Annotated in this window: 17 protein-coding genes; 12 read left to right on the top strand and 5 right to left on the bottom strand. The window is 67.9% G+C overall.

The window, feature by feature from the left end; all coding sequences use genetic code 11:
* Window positions 1–121 precede the first annotated feature (121 nt).
* Window positions 122–496, top strand: coding sequence for a 2Fe-2S iron-sulfur cluster-binding protein (locus tag C486_RS03605; RefSeq protein ID WP_008453143.1), 375 nt, complete (start codon window positions 122–124; stop codon window positions 494–496).
* Between the two features lie 79 nt (window positions 497–575).
* The gene (locus tag C486_RS03600; RefSeq protein WP_008453142.1) at window positions 576–1,010 is read left to right on the top strand and encodes a DCC1-like thiol-disulfide oxidoreductase family protein; all 435 of its coding nucleotides are present in this window, start codon (window positions 576–578) and stop codon (window positions 1,008–1,010) included.
* A 69-nt stretch (window positions 1,011–1,079) separates the two neighbouring features.
* Here C486_RS03600 and C486_RS03595 read toward each other — a convergent pair whose 3' ends face one another.
* Complete coding sequence (locus C486_RS03595) at window positions 1,080–2,360, bottom strand: DUF7405 family protein (protein WP_008453140.1); 1,281 nt, start codon at window positions 2,358–2,360, stop codon at window positions 1,080–1,082.
* A 134-nt stretch (window positions 2,361–2,494) separates the two neighbouring features.
* On the opposite strand from C486_RS03595, the gene dps reads away from it, so the two are divergent.
* From dps to C486_RS03575, 4 genes are all read left to right on the top strand, one after another.
* On the top strand, window positions 2,495–3,154 hold the full coding sequence (gene dps, locus C486_RS03590; RefSeq protein WP_008453139.1) for a DNA protection during starvation protein: 660 nt from the start codon (window positions 2,495–2,497) through the stop codon (window positions 3,152–3,154).
* Window positions 3,155–3,323: 169 nt separating this feature from the next.
* On the top strand, window positions 3,324–3,770 hold the full coding sequence (locus C486_RS03585) for an SRPBCC domain-containing protein (RefSeq protein WP_008453136.1): 447 nt from the start codon (window positions 3,324–3,326) through the stop codon (window positions 3,768–3,770).
* Window positions 3,771–4,066: 296 nt separating this feature from the next.
* Complete coding sequence (locus tag C486_RS03580) at window positions 4,067–5,590, top strand: HTTM domain-containing protein (RefSeq protein WP_008453134.1); 1,524 nt, start codon at window positions 4,067–4,069, stop codon at window positions 5,588–5,590.
* A 200-nt stretch (window positions 5,591–5,790) separates the two neighbouring features.
* The gene (locus tag C486_RS03575) at window positions 5,791–6,381 is read left to right on the top strand and encodes a DUF6735 family protein (protein ID WP_008453132.1); all 591 of its coding nucleotides are present in this window, start codon (window positions 5,791–5,793) and stop codon (window positions 6,379–6,381) included.
* A gap of 24 nt (window positions 6,382–6,405) precedes the next feature.
* Here the strand turns inward: C486_RS03575 and C486_RS03570 are convergent, their stop codons facing one another.
* Window positions 6,406–8,181, bottom strand: coding sequence for a MutS-related protein (locus C486_RS03570; RefSeq protein WP_008453130.1), 1,776 nt, complete (start codon window positions 8,179–8,181; stop codon window positions 6,406–6,408).
* Window positions 8,182–8,460: 279 nt separating this feature from the next.
* On the opposite strand from C486_RS03570, the gene purF reads away from it, so the two are divergent.
* The gene (gene purF, locus C486_RS03565; protein ID WP_008453128.1) at window positions 8,461–9,933 is read left to right on the top strand and encodes an amidophosphoribosyltransferase; all 1,473 of its coding nucleotides are present in this window, start codon (window positions 8,461–8,463) and stop codon (window positions 9,931–9,933) included.
* A 110-nt stretch (window positions 9,934–10,043) separates the two neighbouring features.
* On the opposite strand, the gene C486_RS03560 is transcribed toward purF, so the two are convergent.
* Window positions 10,044–11,261 (bottom strand): ArsA family ATPase, encoded by a 1,218-nt coding sequence (locus tag C486_RS03560; protein ID WP_049910108.1) that lies wholly within the window; start codon window positions 11,259–11,261, stop codon window positions 10,044–10,046.
* A 212-nt stretch (window positions 11,262–11,473) separates the two neighbouring features.
* Window positions 11,474–12,574, bottom strand: coding sequence for a pyridoxal phosphate-dependent aminotransferase (locus C486_RS03555; protein WP_008453125.1), 1,101 nt, complete (start codon window positions 12,572–12,574; stop codon window positions 11,474–11,476).
* Between the two features lie 155 nt (window positions 12,575–12,729).
* On the opposite strand from C486_RS03555, the gene C486_RS03550 reads away from it, so the two are divergent.
* Window positions 12,730–13,242: a CinA family protein gene (locus tag C486_RS03550; protein WP_008453123.1), complete on the top strand. Its 513-nt coding sequence runs from the start codon at window positions 12,730–12,732 to the stop codon at window positions 13,240–13,242.
* Window positions 13,243–13,320: 78 nt separating this feature from the next.
* Entirely contained in the window at window positions 13,321–13,806 is a 486-nt protein-coding gene (locus C486_RS03545; RefSeq protein ID WP_008453121.1) for a metal-dependent hydrolase, read from the top strand.
* An 82-nt stretch (window positions 13,807–13,888) separates the two neighbouring features.
* Here C486_RS03545 and C486_RS03540 read toward each other — a convergent pair whose 3' ends face one another.
* Window positions 13,889–14,890: a DUF7139 domain-containing protein gene (locus tag C486_RS03540; protein WP_008453119.1), complete on the bottom strand. Its 1,002-nt coding sequence runs from the start codon at window positions 14,888–14,890 to the stop codon at window positions 13,889–13,891.
* A 142-nt stretch (window positions 14,891–15,032) separates the two neighbouring features.
* Here C486_RS03540 and C486_RS03535 point away from each other — a divergent pair, with 142 nt between their 5' ends.
* From C486_RS03535 to C486_RS03525, 3 genes are all read left to right on the top strand, one after another.
* Window positions 15,033–15,320, top strand: coding sequence for a DUF5789 family protein (locus tag C486_RS03535; protein WP_008453117.1), 288 nt, complete (start codon window positions 15,033–15,035; stop codon window positions 15,318–15,320).
* A gap of 4 nt (window positions 15,321–15,324) precedes the next feature.
* Window positions 15,325–16,020 carry a CPBP family glutamic-type intramembrane protease gene (locus tag C486_RS03530; protein WP_008453115.1) on the top strand — a complete coding sequence of 232 codons (696 nt, stop codon included), beginning with the start codon at window positions 15,325–15,327 and terminating at the stop codon, window positions 16,018–16,020.
* A 232-nt stretch (window positions 16,021–16,252) separates the two neighbouring features.
* The gene (locus C486_RS03525) at window positions 16,253–17,326 is read left to right on the top strand and encodes an AI-2E family transporter (protein WP_008453114.1); all 1,074 of its coding nucleotides are present in this window, start codon (window positions 16,253–16,255) and stop codon (window positions 17,324–17,326) included.
* Window positions 17,327–17,337: the final 11 nt, after the last annotated feature.

Below are 17,337 nucleotides of genomic sequence, written 5' to 3'. Positions count from 1 at the left end.
GCCGAAATAGGTCGGGCCAGCGCCTTCCGGCTTCGCGCCGATTCCGGCGGTCGATTCAGTCGACCCGCGGCTTGGGTCGTCCGGCCGCAGACCTTTTTCAAACCCGATCGTACCTGGGCCTGTGACTGCCCCCACGACTTGGGAGGTCGAACTTCGCGTCCCCGAGGACGCGGCTCTCGACGCCGCGGGCGAGTCCCGAACTGTCGCGGTCCGCGAGGACCAGTCGATCCTCACGGCGGCCCGCGCCGCGGACCTCTGGCTGTCGGCGGATTGCCAGCAAGGATGGTGTATCACCTGCGGTGCGAAACTCCGCTCCGGCGAGGTCGATCACAGTCAGGCCAAGCGATACTACCCGTCGGACGAGGCGGCGAACTTCGTCCTCACCTGCGTCGCTCGCCCCCGATCCGACTGCGTCATTGAGGTCGAACGGTCCGAGGCACTGCTCCGGCATCGTGCCGACCACGACAAGCCCCCGGGGCGGTCGAAACTCGAGTAGGGACGAACGCGGGTCGACCGAACCGGTCCCGGCACCTGCCCCACCGAACGTTTTCCGCCCTCGTGGCGTACCGAACGGTATGCCCGACCCACAGTTTACGGGGCTCCTGCTCTACGACGGCGACTGTCCCTTCTGCTCGGCGGCGTCGACCGCGATGCGACGCCTCGAGTCCGTCGGCGTCGTTCCGTGGGACGACCCGGCCGCACAGGCGTTCCTCGCGGCCCAGTTCGGCGACACTCCCTTCGCGCTCTTTTTCGTCGATATCGAGGCCGAAACGGTCTGGGCGGGGCGGGCCGCCGCCACCGAACTGTGCGAGCGGGCCGGACTGCCCGTGCTCGTCCGGGACATCGTCGACGAGAGCTACGAACGGGTCGCGGACGCCGTCCAGTTCGTCTCGGGAACCGATCGCGAGATCGATCCCTATCACGACGCCTATCCGCTGTCCGACGACGCCGCGGCGCTGTTCGACGACCTCGCGGCCGCCGGGACGCGGACCCACAGCCCGGACGCCTAAGATAGGTTTCGGCGACCCGGCCGCGCACCTCGTGGTCGGGCGGTTCGTTCGCGGAATCGACCCGATCCGCTACGCCGGATTCGGCGCGGGCAAGGCGCGCCGATCCCGCGGCGGCACGAGGTAGTTCGCCCGGTTGCGGACGCTGATATACTGGAGGATACCGTTGTTCGTCCGCGAGTTGACCGCCCCCTCCGTGAGGTCGCTGCCGGTCATCGCCCGCCGCGTCGTCACGAAGTCCGCGATCGAGCGCTGCAGGGAGAGGAAGTGGAGGGCCGCCCGGTCATCGTCGGTCGAGTCGAAATCCCGTCGGAGGATGATCGGTGACCCGTCTTCGCGGGCGCGGGCCGTCTTTTGCGCGTGACCGACCGTTCCTTCGGTTCGCGCGTCGTCGGCCGCGCTCCCGCCGACCTCGGCGACCCGGCTCGAGTCGCCGAGATTGTGGCCGGCACCCTCGACGAGCCCGTCCTCGGCGTGGGTCGGGGAGAACATCTTGGCGACGCGCTGGTCGCGGCTGTCCTGTTCGTACCACTGATGGAGGTGCAACTGGATCTTCGAGAGGTGAATCGTCGTGCCGCCGGCGAACGGGCCCTCGTCGATCGTCACGCGGTCCTCGCTGGCCTGGGTCTTCCTGAATCCCGACTTGAACCCCATGAAAAGCGGTGCGTCCTCCGGAACGGGTTCGCTGTCGGGAATGCCGCTGACGCCGGCCTGGTTGTCCGCCGGGAGGCCGCGGCCGATGAATCCCGTCCGGCGCTCGGCGATGTCGAAGACGCCCGCGAGCGAGCCCTCGACTTCGAGGCCGTTCAGTTCGTCGAGGTCGCCTTTCAGGGCCTCCTCGGCGCTGAGCGTGACGTGGCCGTAGTCGCTGGCCAGATGGACGAGCGCGTCGTACTCGTCGAGTTTCGGGTCCTCGATCGGCGCGAGCGCTTCGGGTGCAGGCAGATCGACGCCATCGGGAAGGGCGGTATCGAACCGGTCGAAGTAGTTCGGACCGTAGCCGATCGTAAACGCTAGCCCCTCGTTCCCGCGCTTGTAGGCTCGTTCGAGGGTTCGAAGCGCGCCCTCGAGTCGCTCGCGCTCGCGTTCGACCGCGGCCGGGCCGTCGCCGACGTACTCGAGGCCGAGCAGAAGGTGGTGTTCGGGTGGGACGACGTTCCCGTGGTCGTCCGTCGCGAGGAACTCGTTCCAGGCGTGCTGGCGGTCGGGAAGTTCGTCCGGGGCGAGAGTGGCCTGGGGGACGTCTTCGGGTTCTTCGCGCTGGAGACAGGCAGAAAGTGCGCTCGCACCACCGATGGCGACGGCACTGCGGACGAACGCGCGACGCGAGAGGCCGTGATCCGAACCGTTCATACACGTCTTTCAGGGGCTGACGAGTAAGGATATTGCGGTCACGTCGTCGGCACACGCCGGCCGAAATCCCGCGGCTCGCGGGCTGCAAGTGCAAGCAAAGATACATGTAGCGAGTGCTGGGAGTGATCCGATGGATGTCAGACGATAAACCACACGCGACGGGCACCGTCGATACAGGGGACACGAGCGAGCGCGTCGGCATGGCTGTCCTTCGCGAACGGGGACTCGAGCCCGAGGAACTGCGCGAGAAACTGATCGACGCGATCGGTGCCGAATTCACGACGTACTACTACTACACGAACCTGCGCATGCACCTCGCCGGCCACGAGGATTACAAGGAGATCACCGAGGACGCCCGCCTCGAGGACCGGGCGCACTTCGAGTTAGTCGCACCGCGAGTGTACGAACTCGGCGGTGCGCTCCCCAACGATATTCGCGAGTTCGCCGATCGGGCGTCCTGCCCCGACGCCGAGGTCCCGGTCCCGATGGCCGGTGACGGGGGCTTCGACACCGATTCGCTCAGCGCCGCGGGCATTCTCGAAGTACTACTCGAGGCCGAACGCTGTGCCATTCGGACGTGGTCGGAGATCTGTGACATGACCCACGGCGTCGATCCGCGCACCTACGACATGGCCCAGCGCATCCTGCAAGAGGAGATCGAACACGAGGCGTGGTTCGTCGAACTCCTCTCGATGGAGCGCGACGGCGAGATCAATCCGGCCGGCCACTTCGTCCGGGGTGAGCCGGGCGACGCGCCGCTCTCGACGAACCGGCGGTTCAACGACAGCGCCTAGGCCGAGAGGTCCCTTCGAGGAGGAGACGGTCGCGTCTCGTCTACGACCCGCAGCCCGGAACCGGCTGACGGGGTGCAAGCCGATCGTCGAGCAGTGCCGTCCCGTGTCCGTCGTCGCCGGTGGCGCTTCGACCGGTACAGCCATCCCGCTGAGCGTGGTAGCTGGGTGCATGAACCAGGTCGAGGTCTTCGTCGAGATCGACGCCCCGCCCGCGGTCGTCTGGGAGGCGCTTCTCGCCTTCGACACGTATCCCGAGTGGGACCCGATCAGCCGGACGATCGAGGGAGTCGCAGTCGATCCCTCGATGCAACGGCCCGGGGACGCGTCGGCCGACCTCGGCCGGTTCCTCGACGGTCCGATGGCCGTCACCGTCGAACCAACCCGCCGACTCGCCTGGCTCGACCGACTCGTGGTCCCGTTCGCGTTCGACCGCTACCACGAGTTTCACCTCGAGCCGATCGCCGATGGCCGGCGTACGCGACTGCTCCAACGCGAAACCGTTCGCGGCGCGTTCGTCCCGCTGGTCTTCGACACGGCCCGCGTCGAACGAGCGTTCGTCGCGATGAACGAGGCGATCGCGACCCGTGCCGAGCGACGTGCGAGCGCGACCCCGTGACTGCGCCCGCGCTCGGCCGTCGGCGAGCGGACTCCTTCGAGCCGTCGCGCGACCGACCCGAGCTCGGCCGCCGGTTCGCTCGAGACGCCGCCCGTGTCAATGGAGGCCTATCGGACCCTGCATGCGATCCCACACCCCTCGGTCCGACGTGCAGGGGTTCCGGCGTCGTATCCGTCATCGGCCGCTCCTCCGTGGGTGTCCGAGCGGTCGGGGTGAGCCACTGTCCGCTGTCGGCGACTGTCTGGGGAAAGTACTTATATACCGGTTCCCAAATCGGGGTCGACTCGGTAGTCCGCATGACAGGAACCCCGCCCGAATCCGCGCCCGCGACTGCGACCGGCGACGCGGCGACGACGCGCGCTGCTGTTCGGGCGTTCGTCCGATCGCGTCTCGGGATCGATCCGCGGGCGCTGGCCGCGTTCCGGATCAGCCTGGGGCTGGTCGTCGTGCTCGATCTGCTCGTCCTCCGCGCTCCGGGACTGGTTACGTTCTATACGGACGCAGGAATCCTCCCGCGGTCCGCCCTCGAAGAACTGTCACCGACGCTCGCACGCTGGTCGCTGTACGCCCTGTCGGGCTCGGTGTGGGTCCAAGCCCTTTTGCTCGCGGTCACCGGCGCTCTCGCGGTGTGTGTGCTGCTCGGCTACCGACATCGACTCGCAGCCGTCGGGTCGGCGCTTCTCCTCGCGTCGCTGCACGCCCGTAATCCGTACCTGGTCAACGGCGGCGATACGATACTCATCTCGTTGCTGCTTTTCGCGGCGCTGCTCCCCCTCGACGCTCGATGGGCGATCCGTCCTCGCCGTCGCGAGGAGCGGGCCGTATGCGACTCTCGAGACGAGTCGCGCGTGGTTTCGACGGCGACCGCGCTCTTGCTCTTGCACGTCGTCGTCATCTACGCGATCAACGCGGTTCTCAAGTTCCGGAGCGACGAATGGCTCTCCGGGATCGCGGTCCAGCGGATCTTCCGACTCGAGAGCTTTACCGGCTATCTGGGTCCGACGATCGCGGACTATCCCGCCCTCTTGACCGCGATCAACTGGCTCTGGATCGCCGTTCTCTCGGCATCGGTCCTGCTCGTGCTCGCGACCGGCCGGCTCCGAACCGCGACCGTCGCCGCCTACGTCGGTGCGCATCTCAGCATGGCAGCGACGATGCGTCTGGGACTGTTTCCGCTGATCATGGTCTCCGTCCTGCTGGTCTTTCTCCCGCCGCCGGTCTGGGACCGGCTCGAGCACCTCGGGTCGGCGAGCGGACTCGCACGCCGACTCGCTGCATGTCGGCCACGCGGCGAGCGAACCGAAGCGGGATCGAGTTCCCCGGCCGTGCTCTCGCCGCGCGTCCGACGCGGCACGCGACTCGCCGCGACGGCGCTTCTCGTCTGTCTGTTCCTCGCCGCGGCGAGCTGGCAGGTCACGGCGGCGGGCCTGGTCGACAGCTCGAGTGCGGGCGGCGACAGCGTGCTCGAGCGCTCGAGTTGGGCCTTTTTCGCGCCGCACCCGCCCGATACGTACAGCTGGTACGTCGTCGAAGCGACCGACGGGGCCGGGGAATCGACCGATCTCCTTCGCGACGGACCGGCGACGTTCGACGGCCCGCCCGACGTCGCGGAGCGGTATTCGTCGACGCTCTGGGAGCGGTACGGGCGGAAGGGACAGGGTGCGGGCGAACCCGCGCGTGAGGCCGCGGGATCATACTTCTGTGAGCGGGCTCCCGACGGCGTCGAGTCGGTGACGATCTATCGCGTCGATCAGTCGGTCGATGCGGACGGCCCGGTCGGCGAGCCGACGCCCCACGAACTGATCGTCAGTCAGTGTTGACGGTCTTCGACGGATCGACGGAGTCCGACCGCGGACGGCCGCTTTCCCGGTTGCACGCCGAGCAGCGCGGTCGTCGTCGGTCACCGTACCCGTCCGCAGGTTCAAGTAGGGGCACGCGGCCAGACCCATCGTGAGCACCGAACCGCATTCCCGCTCGCACCTCGAGTGGCCCGATTCGCACCGCTTCGACCGGGTGACCGATGGGACATAGAGCCCTCGTCGCCTACCGGCGGCCGGATCGCCTCTACGACCTGCGATACAGTCACTGGGGCGGTGAGACGCTGTCGCTCGCGGACGAGATCACGGCGACGACTCCCCTCGCGGACGGCGCGGTCAAGGGACCCCTGCTGGCGGACTCGATCACGCTCGAGCGAATCCTCCGGGACCACCTCGAGCCCTGCGTACACGAGGCGTTCTTTCTCGTCGCCCCGGCCGACGACTACGGCGTCGAGGCGTATCGCGTCTGTTGGCTCGAGTGGGGTGACGGTCGTGACGGCGGCCGCGGAGCGCTCGTCCCGACGCGGCCCGCTGACGAGGGGACGATCAGGGTCTGGTTTCGCGCGACCAAGACGGCTCTCGGCGACGTCATCGAGATGGGAGCGCTCTCGCGACGGACGGCACAGGCGTACCTCGAGGCCCGCGTCTGCGAGAAGCGGGACGGAATCCCATATACGTACGGTGAGTCGCCCGGCGGCGAGACGACGTATACGCCCACACCGGACCACTGGTTCGCGGACGCGCGTCGGGAACGCGATGAATCGACGGACGAGGAACTCGACTTCGAGGAGTAATCTCGAGCGGGGACCATTCCCGCCTCACTCACCGGTCGTCCAGCGGGCGTCCGCGAGCGTCCGCTGGACGGCCTCGTTGCCGACCGCTTCGGCCAGCGTCTCGAACCCGGCCCGCTCGGTCCGGCTGCCGGCGTTGGCAACCAACCGCGAGACGATGAACTCCGGCGTCGACCGGCCCACGGTGTCGAACCGGGGCTGATAATCGACGCGCAACTCGAGGTCGGGATCGAGCCCCTCGGCGAAGATACCGTCGACCCGGGCTTCGGGCGGCAGGGGCTCTAAGTCGTCCGCGAGGTGGGTGACGAACACACCCAACGCCTCGCGGTCGACCGAGAGCGTAACGAGTCCGTGGAGCAGGTCCGCCGCGCTGCCGGGTTCCGTGATCGCCTCGAACTCGTCGACCAGCATCAGGGTGCGCCCCCCTGTCGAGAGCGGCGGGACGATCGAGCGCAGCGTCGATTCGAGGACGCCGGCGTTGAAACTCGCGTGCCGGCGGTGAAAGACCAGCGAGTCGACGGGCGTCACCTCGGCCCGGTCGGCGGGAACCGGAAGCCCCATCATCGCGAGCAAGACGACCTGACACAGCGTCTCGAGGACGGTCGTCTTCCCGCCACTGTTGGCCCCCGTCAGGACGGCGACGCGTTCCTCGCCGGGAACCGCGTTGACGCCGTCCGGGACGCTCGGGATATCGTGCTGTCCGAGGGCATAAGTGACCGGCTGGACCGACTCGTCGTCGCGGGCTGCGAGGGTCAGGTTGCGCGCGTTGACGACGGAGACCGCGGCGTCGTCCCCCTCGACGAACACGGGGCGAGTGCAGCCGTACTCGAGCGCGAACCGCGCCAACGAGAGCTGTAAGGCGATGTCGTCGACCGCCTCGACGGCCCGGTCGACCGCGTCGCGTGCATCGGCCAGTGCGTCCTCGAGATCGCTCGCGACGGTCCGCTCGCGCTCGTCGACCGCTGCGGTGAGGTCACGCCGAAGCGTCCGCAGCGTGTCGCCGACGAAGTCGGTCGCGTCCGTCGCGTCGGTGGGCATCGCGTCCCGCACCCGGTCGATCGTCACGTCCGTCTCGGTCAACAGGCGGTCCTCGAAGGACTGGCGGAACCCCTCGGCGTCGTGGACGCCATCGGCGCGCAGGTCCTCGATCAACGCGAGCGCGTTCGCGTCCAGATCTTCGACGGCCCCGAGCGCGTCCCGGAGGCGATCGAGGTCCTGATCGGCACCGTTCCGGACGCGGCCGCCCTCGAGTGCCCCCAGCGCCTCCGCAGCCGTCGCGAGCCGCTCGCGCTCGAGATCCGCGATCGCGGCGAACGGGCCGGAATCGACGCCGGCCGCGAGCAGCTCGAGGGCGGCTTCGACGGCGGCGTGTTCGCTGCCGTCGCGCTCATCGTAGCGCTCGTAGGCCTCGAGCACGGCGGCCCGATCGGCCTCGGGGAGCGCGGCCCAGGCGTCTCGCGCCGCGAGCACGTCGTCGAGACGCTCCTCCATCGCCTCGCGGCTGTGCAGCGGCGTTAGCACTCGGATTCGGTCGGCTGCACGCTGGGTGACGGCGTGGTCGACCGCCAGCTCCAGCAGGTCCTTGTACGCCGCCCGGGAGTCACTGGTCGCCAGCACGTCCATCCCCGAACCGCCGGTCGCGCGACGGAGGATCCGCGTCGCTCGGCCGCGGGCGAGTCCGGCGTCGGACAGCGCCCGCACGTCGCCGCTCTCGATCGCTCGGATCGCCGCCTCGTTGCCCAACTCGTCGACCAGTGTCTCCCGCGTCTTCGGGCCGACGCCCCAGTACTCCTCGAGTCGCATACGTGGTGGACTCGTGGCGAGTGTCTTGAACACTGTGTCATTGGCCGCCGTGGTCTCCGCACACCGCCCGCCGGACCGGTGTTCTCCGACAGCGGAAGCGAGACGCAGCGGCCGGTTTTCCACTGTCATCGCGTGTCCACACACCACATATACACGGGTGTGGATACTAGACTGGTCTTCGGAGAGCCGAACAAGCACAAACACGGGGGTTTTTATCGGCTCGGTGCCCTACTGACTCCCATGACTGATGGGCGGGGCGAAACTCCCCGGCGAACAGGAATGACCGAAAAGTGCGGCGTCGTCGGCGTCTCACTCGACGGTCGAGACGCGGCACGTCCGTTGTACTACGCGCTCTATGCACTCCAGCATCGCGGCCAGGAGTCGGCCGGGATCGTCACGCACGACGGGTTTCAACAGCACAGCCACGTCGAAATGGGGCTCGTGGGGGATGCCTTCGGGGAGGACGACCTCGACGCGCTCTCCGGCGCAGCGGGGATCGGCCACGTGCGGTATCCGACGGCCGGCTCGGTCGACTCCTCCTGTGCACAGCCGTTCTCCGTCTCGTTTAAGAGCGGGTCGCTCGGGCTCTCGCACAACGGGAACCTCGTCAACGCCGATGAGATCCGCGACGAACTCGCCGCCGCGGGCCACGCCTTTACCAGCGACGGCGACACGGAGGTCATCGCCCACGACCTCGCCCGGAACCTCCTGGAGGAGGACCTCGTGCGAGCCGTCAAGCACACGATGGGGCGCATTCACGGCTCGTACTCGCTGACGATCACCCACGACGACACCGTTCTCGGCGTGCGCGATCCACAGGGGAACCGGCCGCTGTGTATCGGCGAACTCGAGGACGGATACATGCTCGCCTCGGAGTCGGCGGCGATCGACACCCTGGACGGGGACCTGGTCCGCGACGTTCGACCGGGCGAACTGGTCGTCCTGCAGGAAGACGGCGAGGGCTTCGACTCCTACCAGCTCGTCGACAACGAGCACACCGCCCACTGTTTCTTCGAACACGTCTACTTCGCGCGACCCGACAGCGTCATCGATGAGACGCTCGTTTACGAGGCGCGGCGCAACCTGGGACGCGAACTCTGGGACGAAAGCGGCGTCGAGACCGACGTCGTGATGCCGGTCCCCGACTCGGGGCGTGCCTTCGCCTCGGGATACGCCGACGCCGCAAGCGAGACGACCGCCGACGGCGAGCCGCGGGATGCGGACGACGACGGCGTCGAGTTCGCCGAGGGGCTGATGAAGAACCGCTACGTCGGCCGGACGTTTATCATGCCGACGCAAGACGAGCGCGAACGCGCGGTCCGGCTCAAACTCAACCCGATCAAATCGACGATCGAAGGCAAGACCGTCACCGTCATCGACGATTCGATCGTCCGCGGCACCACGTCGACCCAGCTCGTCCAACTCCTGAAGGACTGCGGAGCCGAGGAGGTCCACGTCCGCATCGGTGCTCCTGCGATCGTCGCGCCCTGCTACATGGGCATCGACATGGCCACCCGCGACGAGTTGATCGCCGCGGACAAATCGACCGCCGAGATCCGCGACGAGATCGCCGCCGACAGTCTCGCCTACCTCTCGACCGACGCCGTCGCCGACGTGCTCGGCAAGGAACGCATCGATCTCTGTCTGGGCTGTGTCACCGGCGAGTATCCCTACGACATCGACGGCGAGGAGACCGACCGTGACGTGAGCCGACCCGAGGTCGGCGGCCAGCAGCTCCCTGCGGACGACTAACGAAATTTCGATCAAAAGTACACCTCCCTCCGTTCACTCGTTTCACTCGCTCACATCCGTCGTCGGTGAGCAGGCGGCCAGCCGGGTACCGATTCGGCGGGGGCTGACGACTACCGCAGACAGGCCGCCACGACCTCGAGCATGCCCTCGCCGCGGACCTCCTCGGCGAACAGGGGAACGCGGCGAACGTCAGTGCCACGGAAGAGGTCCTGTGCCTCGGCTAACGCGCCCTGCTGGACGTCCCAGCGGCGCTGGCAGAACGCACAGTCGTCGAGGTTCGGTTGCAGGAACTCGCCGTCGATATCGTCGGTCACGTTCGACAGCGGCTCCATCACCCGATTGACGACGACGGTGCCGACGGGAATCCCGAACTCCTCGAGTTGCGCCCGCAGGCGCTTGGATTCGAAGACGCTCATCTCCTCAGGGACCATGACGATCCGGAAGTCCGTCCGCGCGGGGTCGCGCAGGGCCGCCCGCAGACGTTCGATGCGCTCGCGAAGCACCTCCAGATCCTCGAGATCGTCGCCGTCGTCGGGCGCGTCGCCGCCGAACATCCCTTTGACGCCCTCGAGCATTCCGCCGAGTCGCTGGCGGAGTTTCATCAGACGGCCCATCATCGTGTCCATGATCTCGGGGAGTTGGAGCAGGCGGAGCGTGTGCCCGGTCGGGGCCGTGTCGATGACGACCCGCTCGAAGCGTGCGTCGTCCATGTACTCGAGCAGGAGTTGCATGGCGGCGGCCTCGTCGGCACCGGGCATCGCGCCCCCCAAGAGGGCGTCCATCGGCGAGTCGCCGCCGAGTATGTCACCGAGGCCGCCGAGTGGTCCGCCCTCGCCCCCCTCGCCGGGGAACGGGGAGCCGCCCGCCTCACTGCCCGCGAAGGGGTCCGACTCGTCCGCTCCCCCACCCGCCCCGCTGAAGGGCGTGTCCCCCTCCTCGAGTGCGGTTTCGGGATCGATCTCGGCCGCGTAGAGCGGCACGTCGTCCCGGATTCGGTCGGGCTCCGCTGGGATGTCGGTCTCGAAGGTGTCGGACAGCGAGTGGGCCGGGTCGGTCGAGACGACCAGCGTCGCTGTCCCCCGGCGGGCGCTGTCCAGCGCCGTCGCGGCCGCCATCGTCGTCTTCCCGACGCCGCCTTTCCCGCCGTAGAGGACGTAGTCGGGACCGTCCATCGGCTCGTCGGACGGCTCGACGTCGATGGTCTCGCGCTCGGCCGGGTCCCCGTCGTCGACGGCGTCGGTCGGCGTCACCTCGATGGTGTGGTCGCCGTCGTCGCGCTCGCTCGTCGCCTCCTCCTCGTCGACCGGTTCGACGTCGATGCCGCTCATACGCCGCTGTTCCCGGTCCCGACACGAGTATTCGTCGGTCTCCGGCGGCCGGGCGTCCCGCCCGCGACGGTAATTCTTCGGTGTCACGTCGGCGCGGCACCACGGATAGCGTACCGCGACGACGGCCTCGAGAAGCATTACGCGGGTGGTCGGCCGCTCGACGTGTCGGTATTTCGGCCGGACTGTCGTCGCCGCCGAACGGACGGAGGGCGTCAGTCGAAATACGCGGCCAACCGCTCGGCCGCCTCCGCGACGCGCGGCGTCACGAGCGCGAACCGCAGCCACTCGGTTCGGGAGTCGCCGAAGGCTTCGCCGGGCATCCCCGCGACGCCGGCCTCGTCGATCAGTCGCTCGACGTTTGCGAGCGTGCCCGGATAGCCGTCGAAGCGGGCCATCACGTAGAACGACCCGCTCGGTCTGGTGTACTCCGCGCCCGCCGCATCGAGCGCGTCGGTGAAGGTGTCGACGCGCTCGCGGAGCAGGTCTCGATTGCGCTCGTAATAGTCGGGTCCCGTCTCCCGAAGGGCGTTCAGGACCGCGTACTGACCGGGGCGCGTGGTGGCGACGTTGACCAGCATGTGGCGGCTCTTGGCGTCGGCGACGAGCGCCGGCGGGAAAATCGCGTAGCCCACGCGAGCGCCGGTGACCGCCATCGACTTCGAGAAGCCGTTGGTGACGATCCGGTTGGCGGAGTCGGTCTCGAGCGCGCTCGCGAACCGCCCCGAAAGGTCGTAGTGGTCGTACACCTCGTCGCTGATGAGGATCGCGTCGTACTCCTCGGCGACGCCGACGAGGGCCCGCATCGTCTCGGCGGGGTAGACCGCCCCGGTCGGATTGTTCGGCGTGTTCACGACGATCGCGGCCGTTGCTTCGCTCGCGGCCGCACGGACGTCCGCGGGATCGAGTCGGCCCTCGTCGTCGGTCGCGACGTACCGCTGGGTGCCCCCGAGCATCGTCGTCTTGCCCGGGTAGTAGGGATAGACGGGATCGGTCAGCAGGATCTCGTCGCCGCGCTCGCGCTCGAGCGCCCGCGCCATCGCGAGGTAGTTCGCCTCGCCGGTCCCGTTCGTGACGACGATCTGGTCGGCATCGACGCCGCGCCGTGCGGCGATTTCCTCGCGCAACTCGAGCAGGCCCTCGCTTGGCGGGTACTGGAACCGGTCGGGTTCGAAGTCGGCGTACTCGTGGAGGCCCTCGCGGAGTGCCTCGGGGGGCTCCCAGTCGGGGTTTCCGCTGACCATGTCGATGACATCGTGGGTCGCCGCGTCCGCGTACTTCATCACGTGGAAGAACAGCGGCGTCTCGTAGTTCATGTCGGACAGTGGGCGGTCACGTCCCGTCTTTCTTTCCGTTTCCTGGGCGGGCGGAATGGGTCGGTGTCTCTCGAAGGTGGCCGACTCGCTCGGAGCGGGGTTGCGTTCGGACGGCAACCCCCGCTTTCACAACGCCGCCGCCCATGGGATCGGGCATGAACGACGCCATCGACCGCGACCTGCCGCGGGAGGTTGCCGACGCGCTGTGCGACGCCGAGGAGACCCTGGCCGTCGCCGAATCCTGCACCGGTGGTCTGATCGGCGCGGCGATCACCGCCGTCCCGGGTGCGAGCGACTACTTCGATTCGGGCCTGACGACCTACGCCTACGATGCCAAGCGCCGCCATCTCGGCGTCAGTCGCGAGGCACTCGACGAGCACGGGGCGGTCTCCGAGCCCGTCGCCCGCCAGATGGCACAGGGGATCAGGGACGTCACGGACGTCACCTGGGGCGTCTCGACGACCGGAATCGCCGGCCCCACCGGCGGCACGGCGGCGAATCCGGTCGGCACCGTCTACATCGGGGTCTCCTACGGTGGCCCGTGGGGCAGCGCGGAGTCCTATGCGACCGTCTCCCGCTACGTCTTCGACGGTGATCGGGCGGCTGTGCGGGCACAGACGGTCGATCAGGCGCTCACGGACTTGCTCGCCGAAATCGACTCGCGGTGAGGCCGGTCGAAACGAGTCCGAGCGACTGATTCTCTCGAGAGAAAACTATTCCGTCGTCGACTCCCCAGATGCGGCTAGATGAACAAGAAAGGGCACGTACTGAATGCCGTCCTCTTGAGTATCGGGCTCGGGTATCTCCTCGAGCCGACGGGCGACCTGGAAACGTTCAGAACGATCATCATGATCGGCGTCCCGGTTTCGCTCGGCGCACTGTTTCCGGACGTCGACACCGCCTTCGGCAAGCACCGCAAGACGCTCCACAACCTGCCGGTTCTGGCCGCTTTTGTCGCCTTTCCGGAGGTGTTCGAAAACCTCCAGTACGTCTGGATCGGCGTGTTGACCCATTACGTCCTCGATGTCGCGGGGAGCAAGCGCGGCATCGCGCTGTTCTATCCCGTCTGGAAGAAGGAGTTCGGCCTCCCGATCGGCGTCGCGGTCAGCAGCGAGCGCGCCGATCTGATGATGGTCGCCGTGACTGTCGCCGAACTCCTCATCGTCGCGCTGATCGTCTTCGAGATTCCCCAGTGGGGCCTCGAGATGGGACGACGTGGACTCGGGATCTAGCCCCCGACGCGGGCGACCAGTCATCGCCACCCATTGCTCTCGCGGGTCGGTCGGCGGAACACGGGACGAAACGGCGGCGCGTCTATCGCCGGTTCGGCGACCACTCGTCGCAGGCGTCCATGTCGTCCATGGCCCTGTCGTGGCGCGCGCAGTAGGGCACCATCCCCTCGGCTGAGCGGACGTACTCGAAGTGTGTGCAGTTTCCACAGTAGCGGTCCGTCGGCTCGTCGGGCGTCTCGGGCGACGGTTCGACGATCTCCGCATCGTGGCCGTCGCCGGATTCGAGCGGCGAGGTAATATCACTCGCAGCGGACCCGCCGTCGCTGGTCGCAGCGCCGGCGGGGCGGCCGGGGTCAGTGGTGCGGGTTCGCCCCGAGGACGCGGCCGACCGTCGGGTAGACCGGCGCTCGCTCTCTCGCTCGTCGTAGGAAAGCGACGTGCCGTCGGGATCGTTCGTGCCACCCTCGTCGGTTCCGTTAGTCTGCGTCTCGACGTCGCCGTTCGGCGTCCCGCCGAGGAAACCGATGCCGCCCAGCCCGTCCGCATCGCTCGAGTCGTCGACTTCGAGGACGGTCTTGTTGTGGCGGGTGACGTTCATCTCGAGGTTCCCCCCCGGGTCGTTGCGCTGTTTGAACGTGGCGACGGCGCTGAACAGACACCAGATCGCGGGCAGGAGTCCGAGCAGGTAGATCGCGGAGACCTCGAGCGTGAGTTGTTCGCTGCCGTAGCGCCAGTGTTCGGGGTAGGCGTGCCAGAAGAGGACGACTCCGAGCAGGCAGAGACTGGCGCTGATCGCGGCCGTGGCCTGGACGCGACGGCCGGCCGGCAACACGACGAACACGCCGACGAGGACGGTCGGGACGCTGAGGCCGGCCAGCATGCTCGCGGCGCGGACGGTCGCGAACTGGGCGGACAGATCCCCCGAGAGTGCGATCGCGTACCCGCCGAGGAGGTCGGTCGTCGCCACGAGCACGGCCACGACGGCCATGAGGGCACCGAGGACCACGAGCGCCATCCCCGAATACAGGCGGCGACTCGTCACCCCCGGTGCGGTCCCATCGTAGGCCTCCGTCAGGCTTGTCATACCCGCCCGTTCGGCGTCCCATCACAAAACGATACGTCAGACACACCTCGGCTGTCGGAAAGGTTCGGCCGTGGTCGACACCTGCTTCGGTGGCACCCGCTGAAACGAAAGCTTGAATCGCCGCCCTCGCAAACGACCCGCTATGAGCGACGAGGACGAGGACGCGGAGCCGGCAGTCTCGCTCGGAGAGCACACGCCAGTCGAGGGCGCGCCGCTTGCCCGTGTGAGTTCGCGGCTGACCTGGCCCAAAGAGAAGAGCGAAGTCCGTCGTCTCGAGGGCGACGCCGTTATTCGAACGCCCGAGGGCCCACGGGAGCTGTCGACCGTCCTCGAGTCGGTCGACGAGACGTACTTCCAGCGCCGGCAGGAGTTCGAGGGCCACGTCCGGGACGTGGTCGGGACCGGTCCCGTCCCGACCGCCGACGAGTGACACCGTGGCCTCCGAGTCGGGGCGGCGCGACGACCACTGGCTTCCCGATCGCCTGAGACTTACCTGGGTCCAGCAGTCGTTGCTGTTCGGTGCCGTTCTCACCGTCCTGTGGATGCGCGTCGTTCCCAGTGAATTGACTCACCGAACCGTCGTCGACGGCGTGCTTCTGATCGGGGGACCGCTCGCGCTCGCGCTCTCGCAAGGCAAGCGAATCGGCTGGCGGATCGATCGGCTCGCGCTCCGAAATACGGTCCTGCTGGCCGCGTTCGTACTGCCGTTCTACATCGTCGGCTCGACGCTACCGACCATCCGTGCGTTCTATCCCATCTGGGAGACCTCGGCCACGCCGGCGGCGTTTGTCCCCCACGCGATCAAACTCCTCGTCCTCGCGTTGGCCGCCGAGACCTACTATCGAGGTTTGCTCTGCGTCGGGGTCAAGCAACTCGGCATCGGCGCAGTGTTCATCAGCCCCGTGATCTACATGCTTCACCACGCCTCGAAACCGCCGATCGAGTTCGTGCTGTCGGGGCCGACGGACGTCCTGTTCGGTGCCGTCGACTACAAGTCCGACTCCATCCTCCCCTCCGTCGTCGCCCACGGCGGTGGACTCGTCTTGCTCGACTGGCTCGTGCTCCACGAGCCGGTGTTCGAGCCGACGCTGGTGCTCCGATTCCTCGAGTGGCTGCCGGTCCCGGTGTAGCGGTGAGCCGCCCGGCGGTTCCGGCCGGGGGCTCGTTACGGGCCGGAGGCGACTAGCCGCCGACGATGGCACTCCTGCTCGACCCGACGAATGTTCTTTCGGACGCGGTGTGGCCGACCGTGGCGGCCGGCCGCGGCTGCGCTCGACTCGGCGACGGTCGCGCCGTGTCCTGTAACCCCGGCACACAGTCAGAAACACCAATACTTATAGGTTCTATTCAAGACGTTGAAATATGGACGCCCGAACGACGTTTCTCACCCTCCTCGTCGCCGTCCTTTGCGGGCTCGCCGCCCTGTTGGTCCTGCCGCTCGTCGAGTACGTGCTGGCGGCCTGTCTGCTCGCGGTAGTCCTCCGGCCGGCATACGACCGACTCGAGCCACGAGTCGGCCCGCGACTCGCCGGACTCGCGTGTACCGGCATCGCCGTCGCCGCCGGCATCGTTCCGCTGGTCCTCGTCTCGCTGGTGGTGCTCCGGACCGGCGTCTCGACCCTCGAGTCGATCGAGAGCGACCACATCGTTACAGCCGCTCGTAATACGGCTCGGAACGAGTTGGGGATGGGCAACGAGACGGCCACCGCGCTCGAATCCGCACTCCGGTCGGAGCTCGAAGGATCGATCCCCGATGTCGCGGAACTGACGCTGGTCCGCAGCGTCGATCTCGTGACGACGGGTATGGACGTCGCGGTCGGGGTGCTCGTCGTCGTCTTTCTGCTGTACTATTTGTTGGTCGATGGGCCCGCGTTCGTGGCCTGGCTCCGCGAGACCGCGCCGCTCGAGGCGGACGTGCTCGACGAACTGTTCGCAGAAGTCCACGCCGTTACCCGGGCAGTCCTTCGGGCGCACGTGTTCGTCGCCATCATTCAGGGGCTACTCGGTGGCGTGGGGCTCGCACTCCTCGGAGTTCCGTACGCGACCACGCTGGCGATCGTCCTCGTGTTCGCGGCGGTTCTCCCGACGGTCGGCGTCTGGCTCGTCTGGGGCCCGGTCACGGTCGCCCACGCGGCCTCGAGCGATCCCGTCCGGGCCGTCGTCCTGCTAGGATACGGGCTCGCCGTGCTCACCGTGGCGGACAACTATCTGCGCGCGTACCTCGTCGACCGGCGCTCGGGGTTACATCCGGCGACGGCCCTGCTGGGCGTCGTCGGCGGCGTCTACCTCTTCGGCGTGGTCGGCCTGTTCGTCGGGCCCGTCGTCCTCGCGACGTTCAAGGCCTGCCTGACGGTCGCCGATCGACTCGAGGGGACCGACCCGGACGCTCCGGAGTCCGATCTCGACCGGGAGCGGGCCGTCGTCGAAACGGAGTGACGACGGTGTGG

Origin of the sequence: Natrinema gari JCM 14663 (assembly GCF_000337175.1) — an archaeon.
Lineage (GTDB): Archaea > Halobacteriota > Halobacteria > Halobacteriales > Natrialbaceae > Natrinema > Natrinema gari.
Note: the sequence above shows the minus strand (reverse complement) of the source record. Positions and strands in the feature narration are given on the sequence as shown.

Coding starts and splice junctions, on each gene's coding strand:
- C486_RS03600 (WP_008453142.1), top strand. CDS start 576: ATGCCCGACCCACAGTTTACGGGGCTCCTGCTCTACGACGGCGACTGT.
- C486_RS03595 (WP_008453140.1), bottom strand. CDS start 2,360: ATGAACGGTTCGGATCACGGCCTCTCGCGTCGCGCGTTCGTCCGCAGT.
- dps (WP_008453139.1), top strand. CDS start 2,495: ATGTCAGACGATAAACCACACGCGACGGGCACCGTCGATACAGGGGAC.
- C486_RS03585 (WP_008453136.1), top strand. CDS start 3,324: ATGAACCAGGTCGAGGTCTTCGTCGAGATCGACGCCCCGCCCGCGGTC.
- C486_RS03580 (WP_008453134.1), top strand. CDS start 4,067: ATGACAGGAACCCCGCCCGAATCCGCGCCCGCGACTGCGACCGGCGAC.
- C486_RS03575 (WP_008453132.1), top strand. CDS start 5,791: ATGGGACATAGAGCCCTCGTCGCCTACCGGCGGCCGGATCGCCTCTAC.
- C486_RS03570 (WP_008453130.1), bottom strand. CDS start 8,181: ATGCGACTCGAGGAGTACTGGGGCGTCGGCCCGAAGACGCGGGAGACA.
- purF (WP_008453128.1), top strand. CDS start 8,461: ATGACCGAAAAGTGCGGCGTCGTCGGCGTCTCACTCGACGGTCGAGAC.
- C486_RS03560 (WP_049910108.1), bottom strand. CDS start 11,261: ATGAGCGGCATCGACGTCGAACCGGTCGACGAGGAGGAGGCGACGAGC.
- C486_RS03555 (WP_008453125.1), bottom strand. CDS start 12,574: ATGAACTACGAGACGCCGCTGTTCTTCCACGTGATGAAGTACGCGGAC.
- C486_RS03550 (WP_008453123.1), top strand. CDS start 12,730: ATGAACGACGCCATCGACCGCGACCTGCCGCGGGAGGTTGCCGACGCG.
- C486_RS03545 (WP_008453121.1), top strand. CDS start 13,321: ATGAACAAGAAAGGGCACGTACTGAATGCCGTCCTCTTGAGTATCGGG.
- C486_RS03540 (WP_008453119.1), bottom strand. CDS start 14,890: ATGACAAGCCTGACGGAGGCCTACGATGGGACCGCACCGGGGGTGACG.
- C486_RS03535 (WP_008453117.1), top strand. CDS start 15,033: ATGAGCGACGAGGACGAGGACGCGGAGCCGGCAGTCTCGCTCGGAGAG.
- C486_RS03525 (WP_008453114.1), top strand. CDS start 16,253: ATGGACGCCCGAACGACGTTTCTCACCCTCCTCGTCGCCGTCCTTTGC.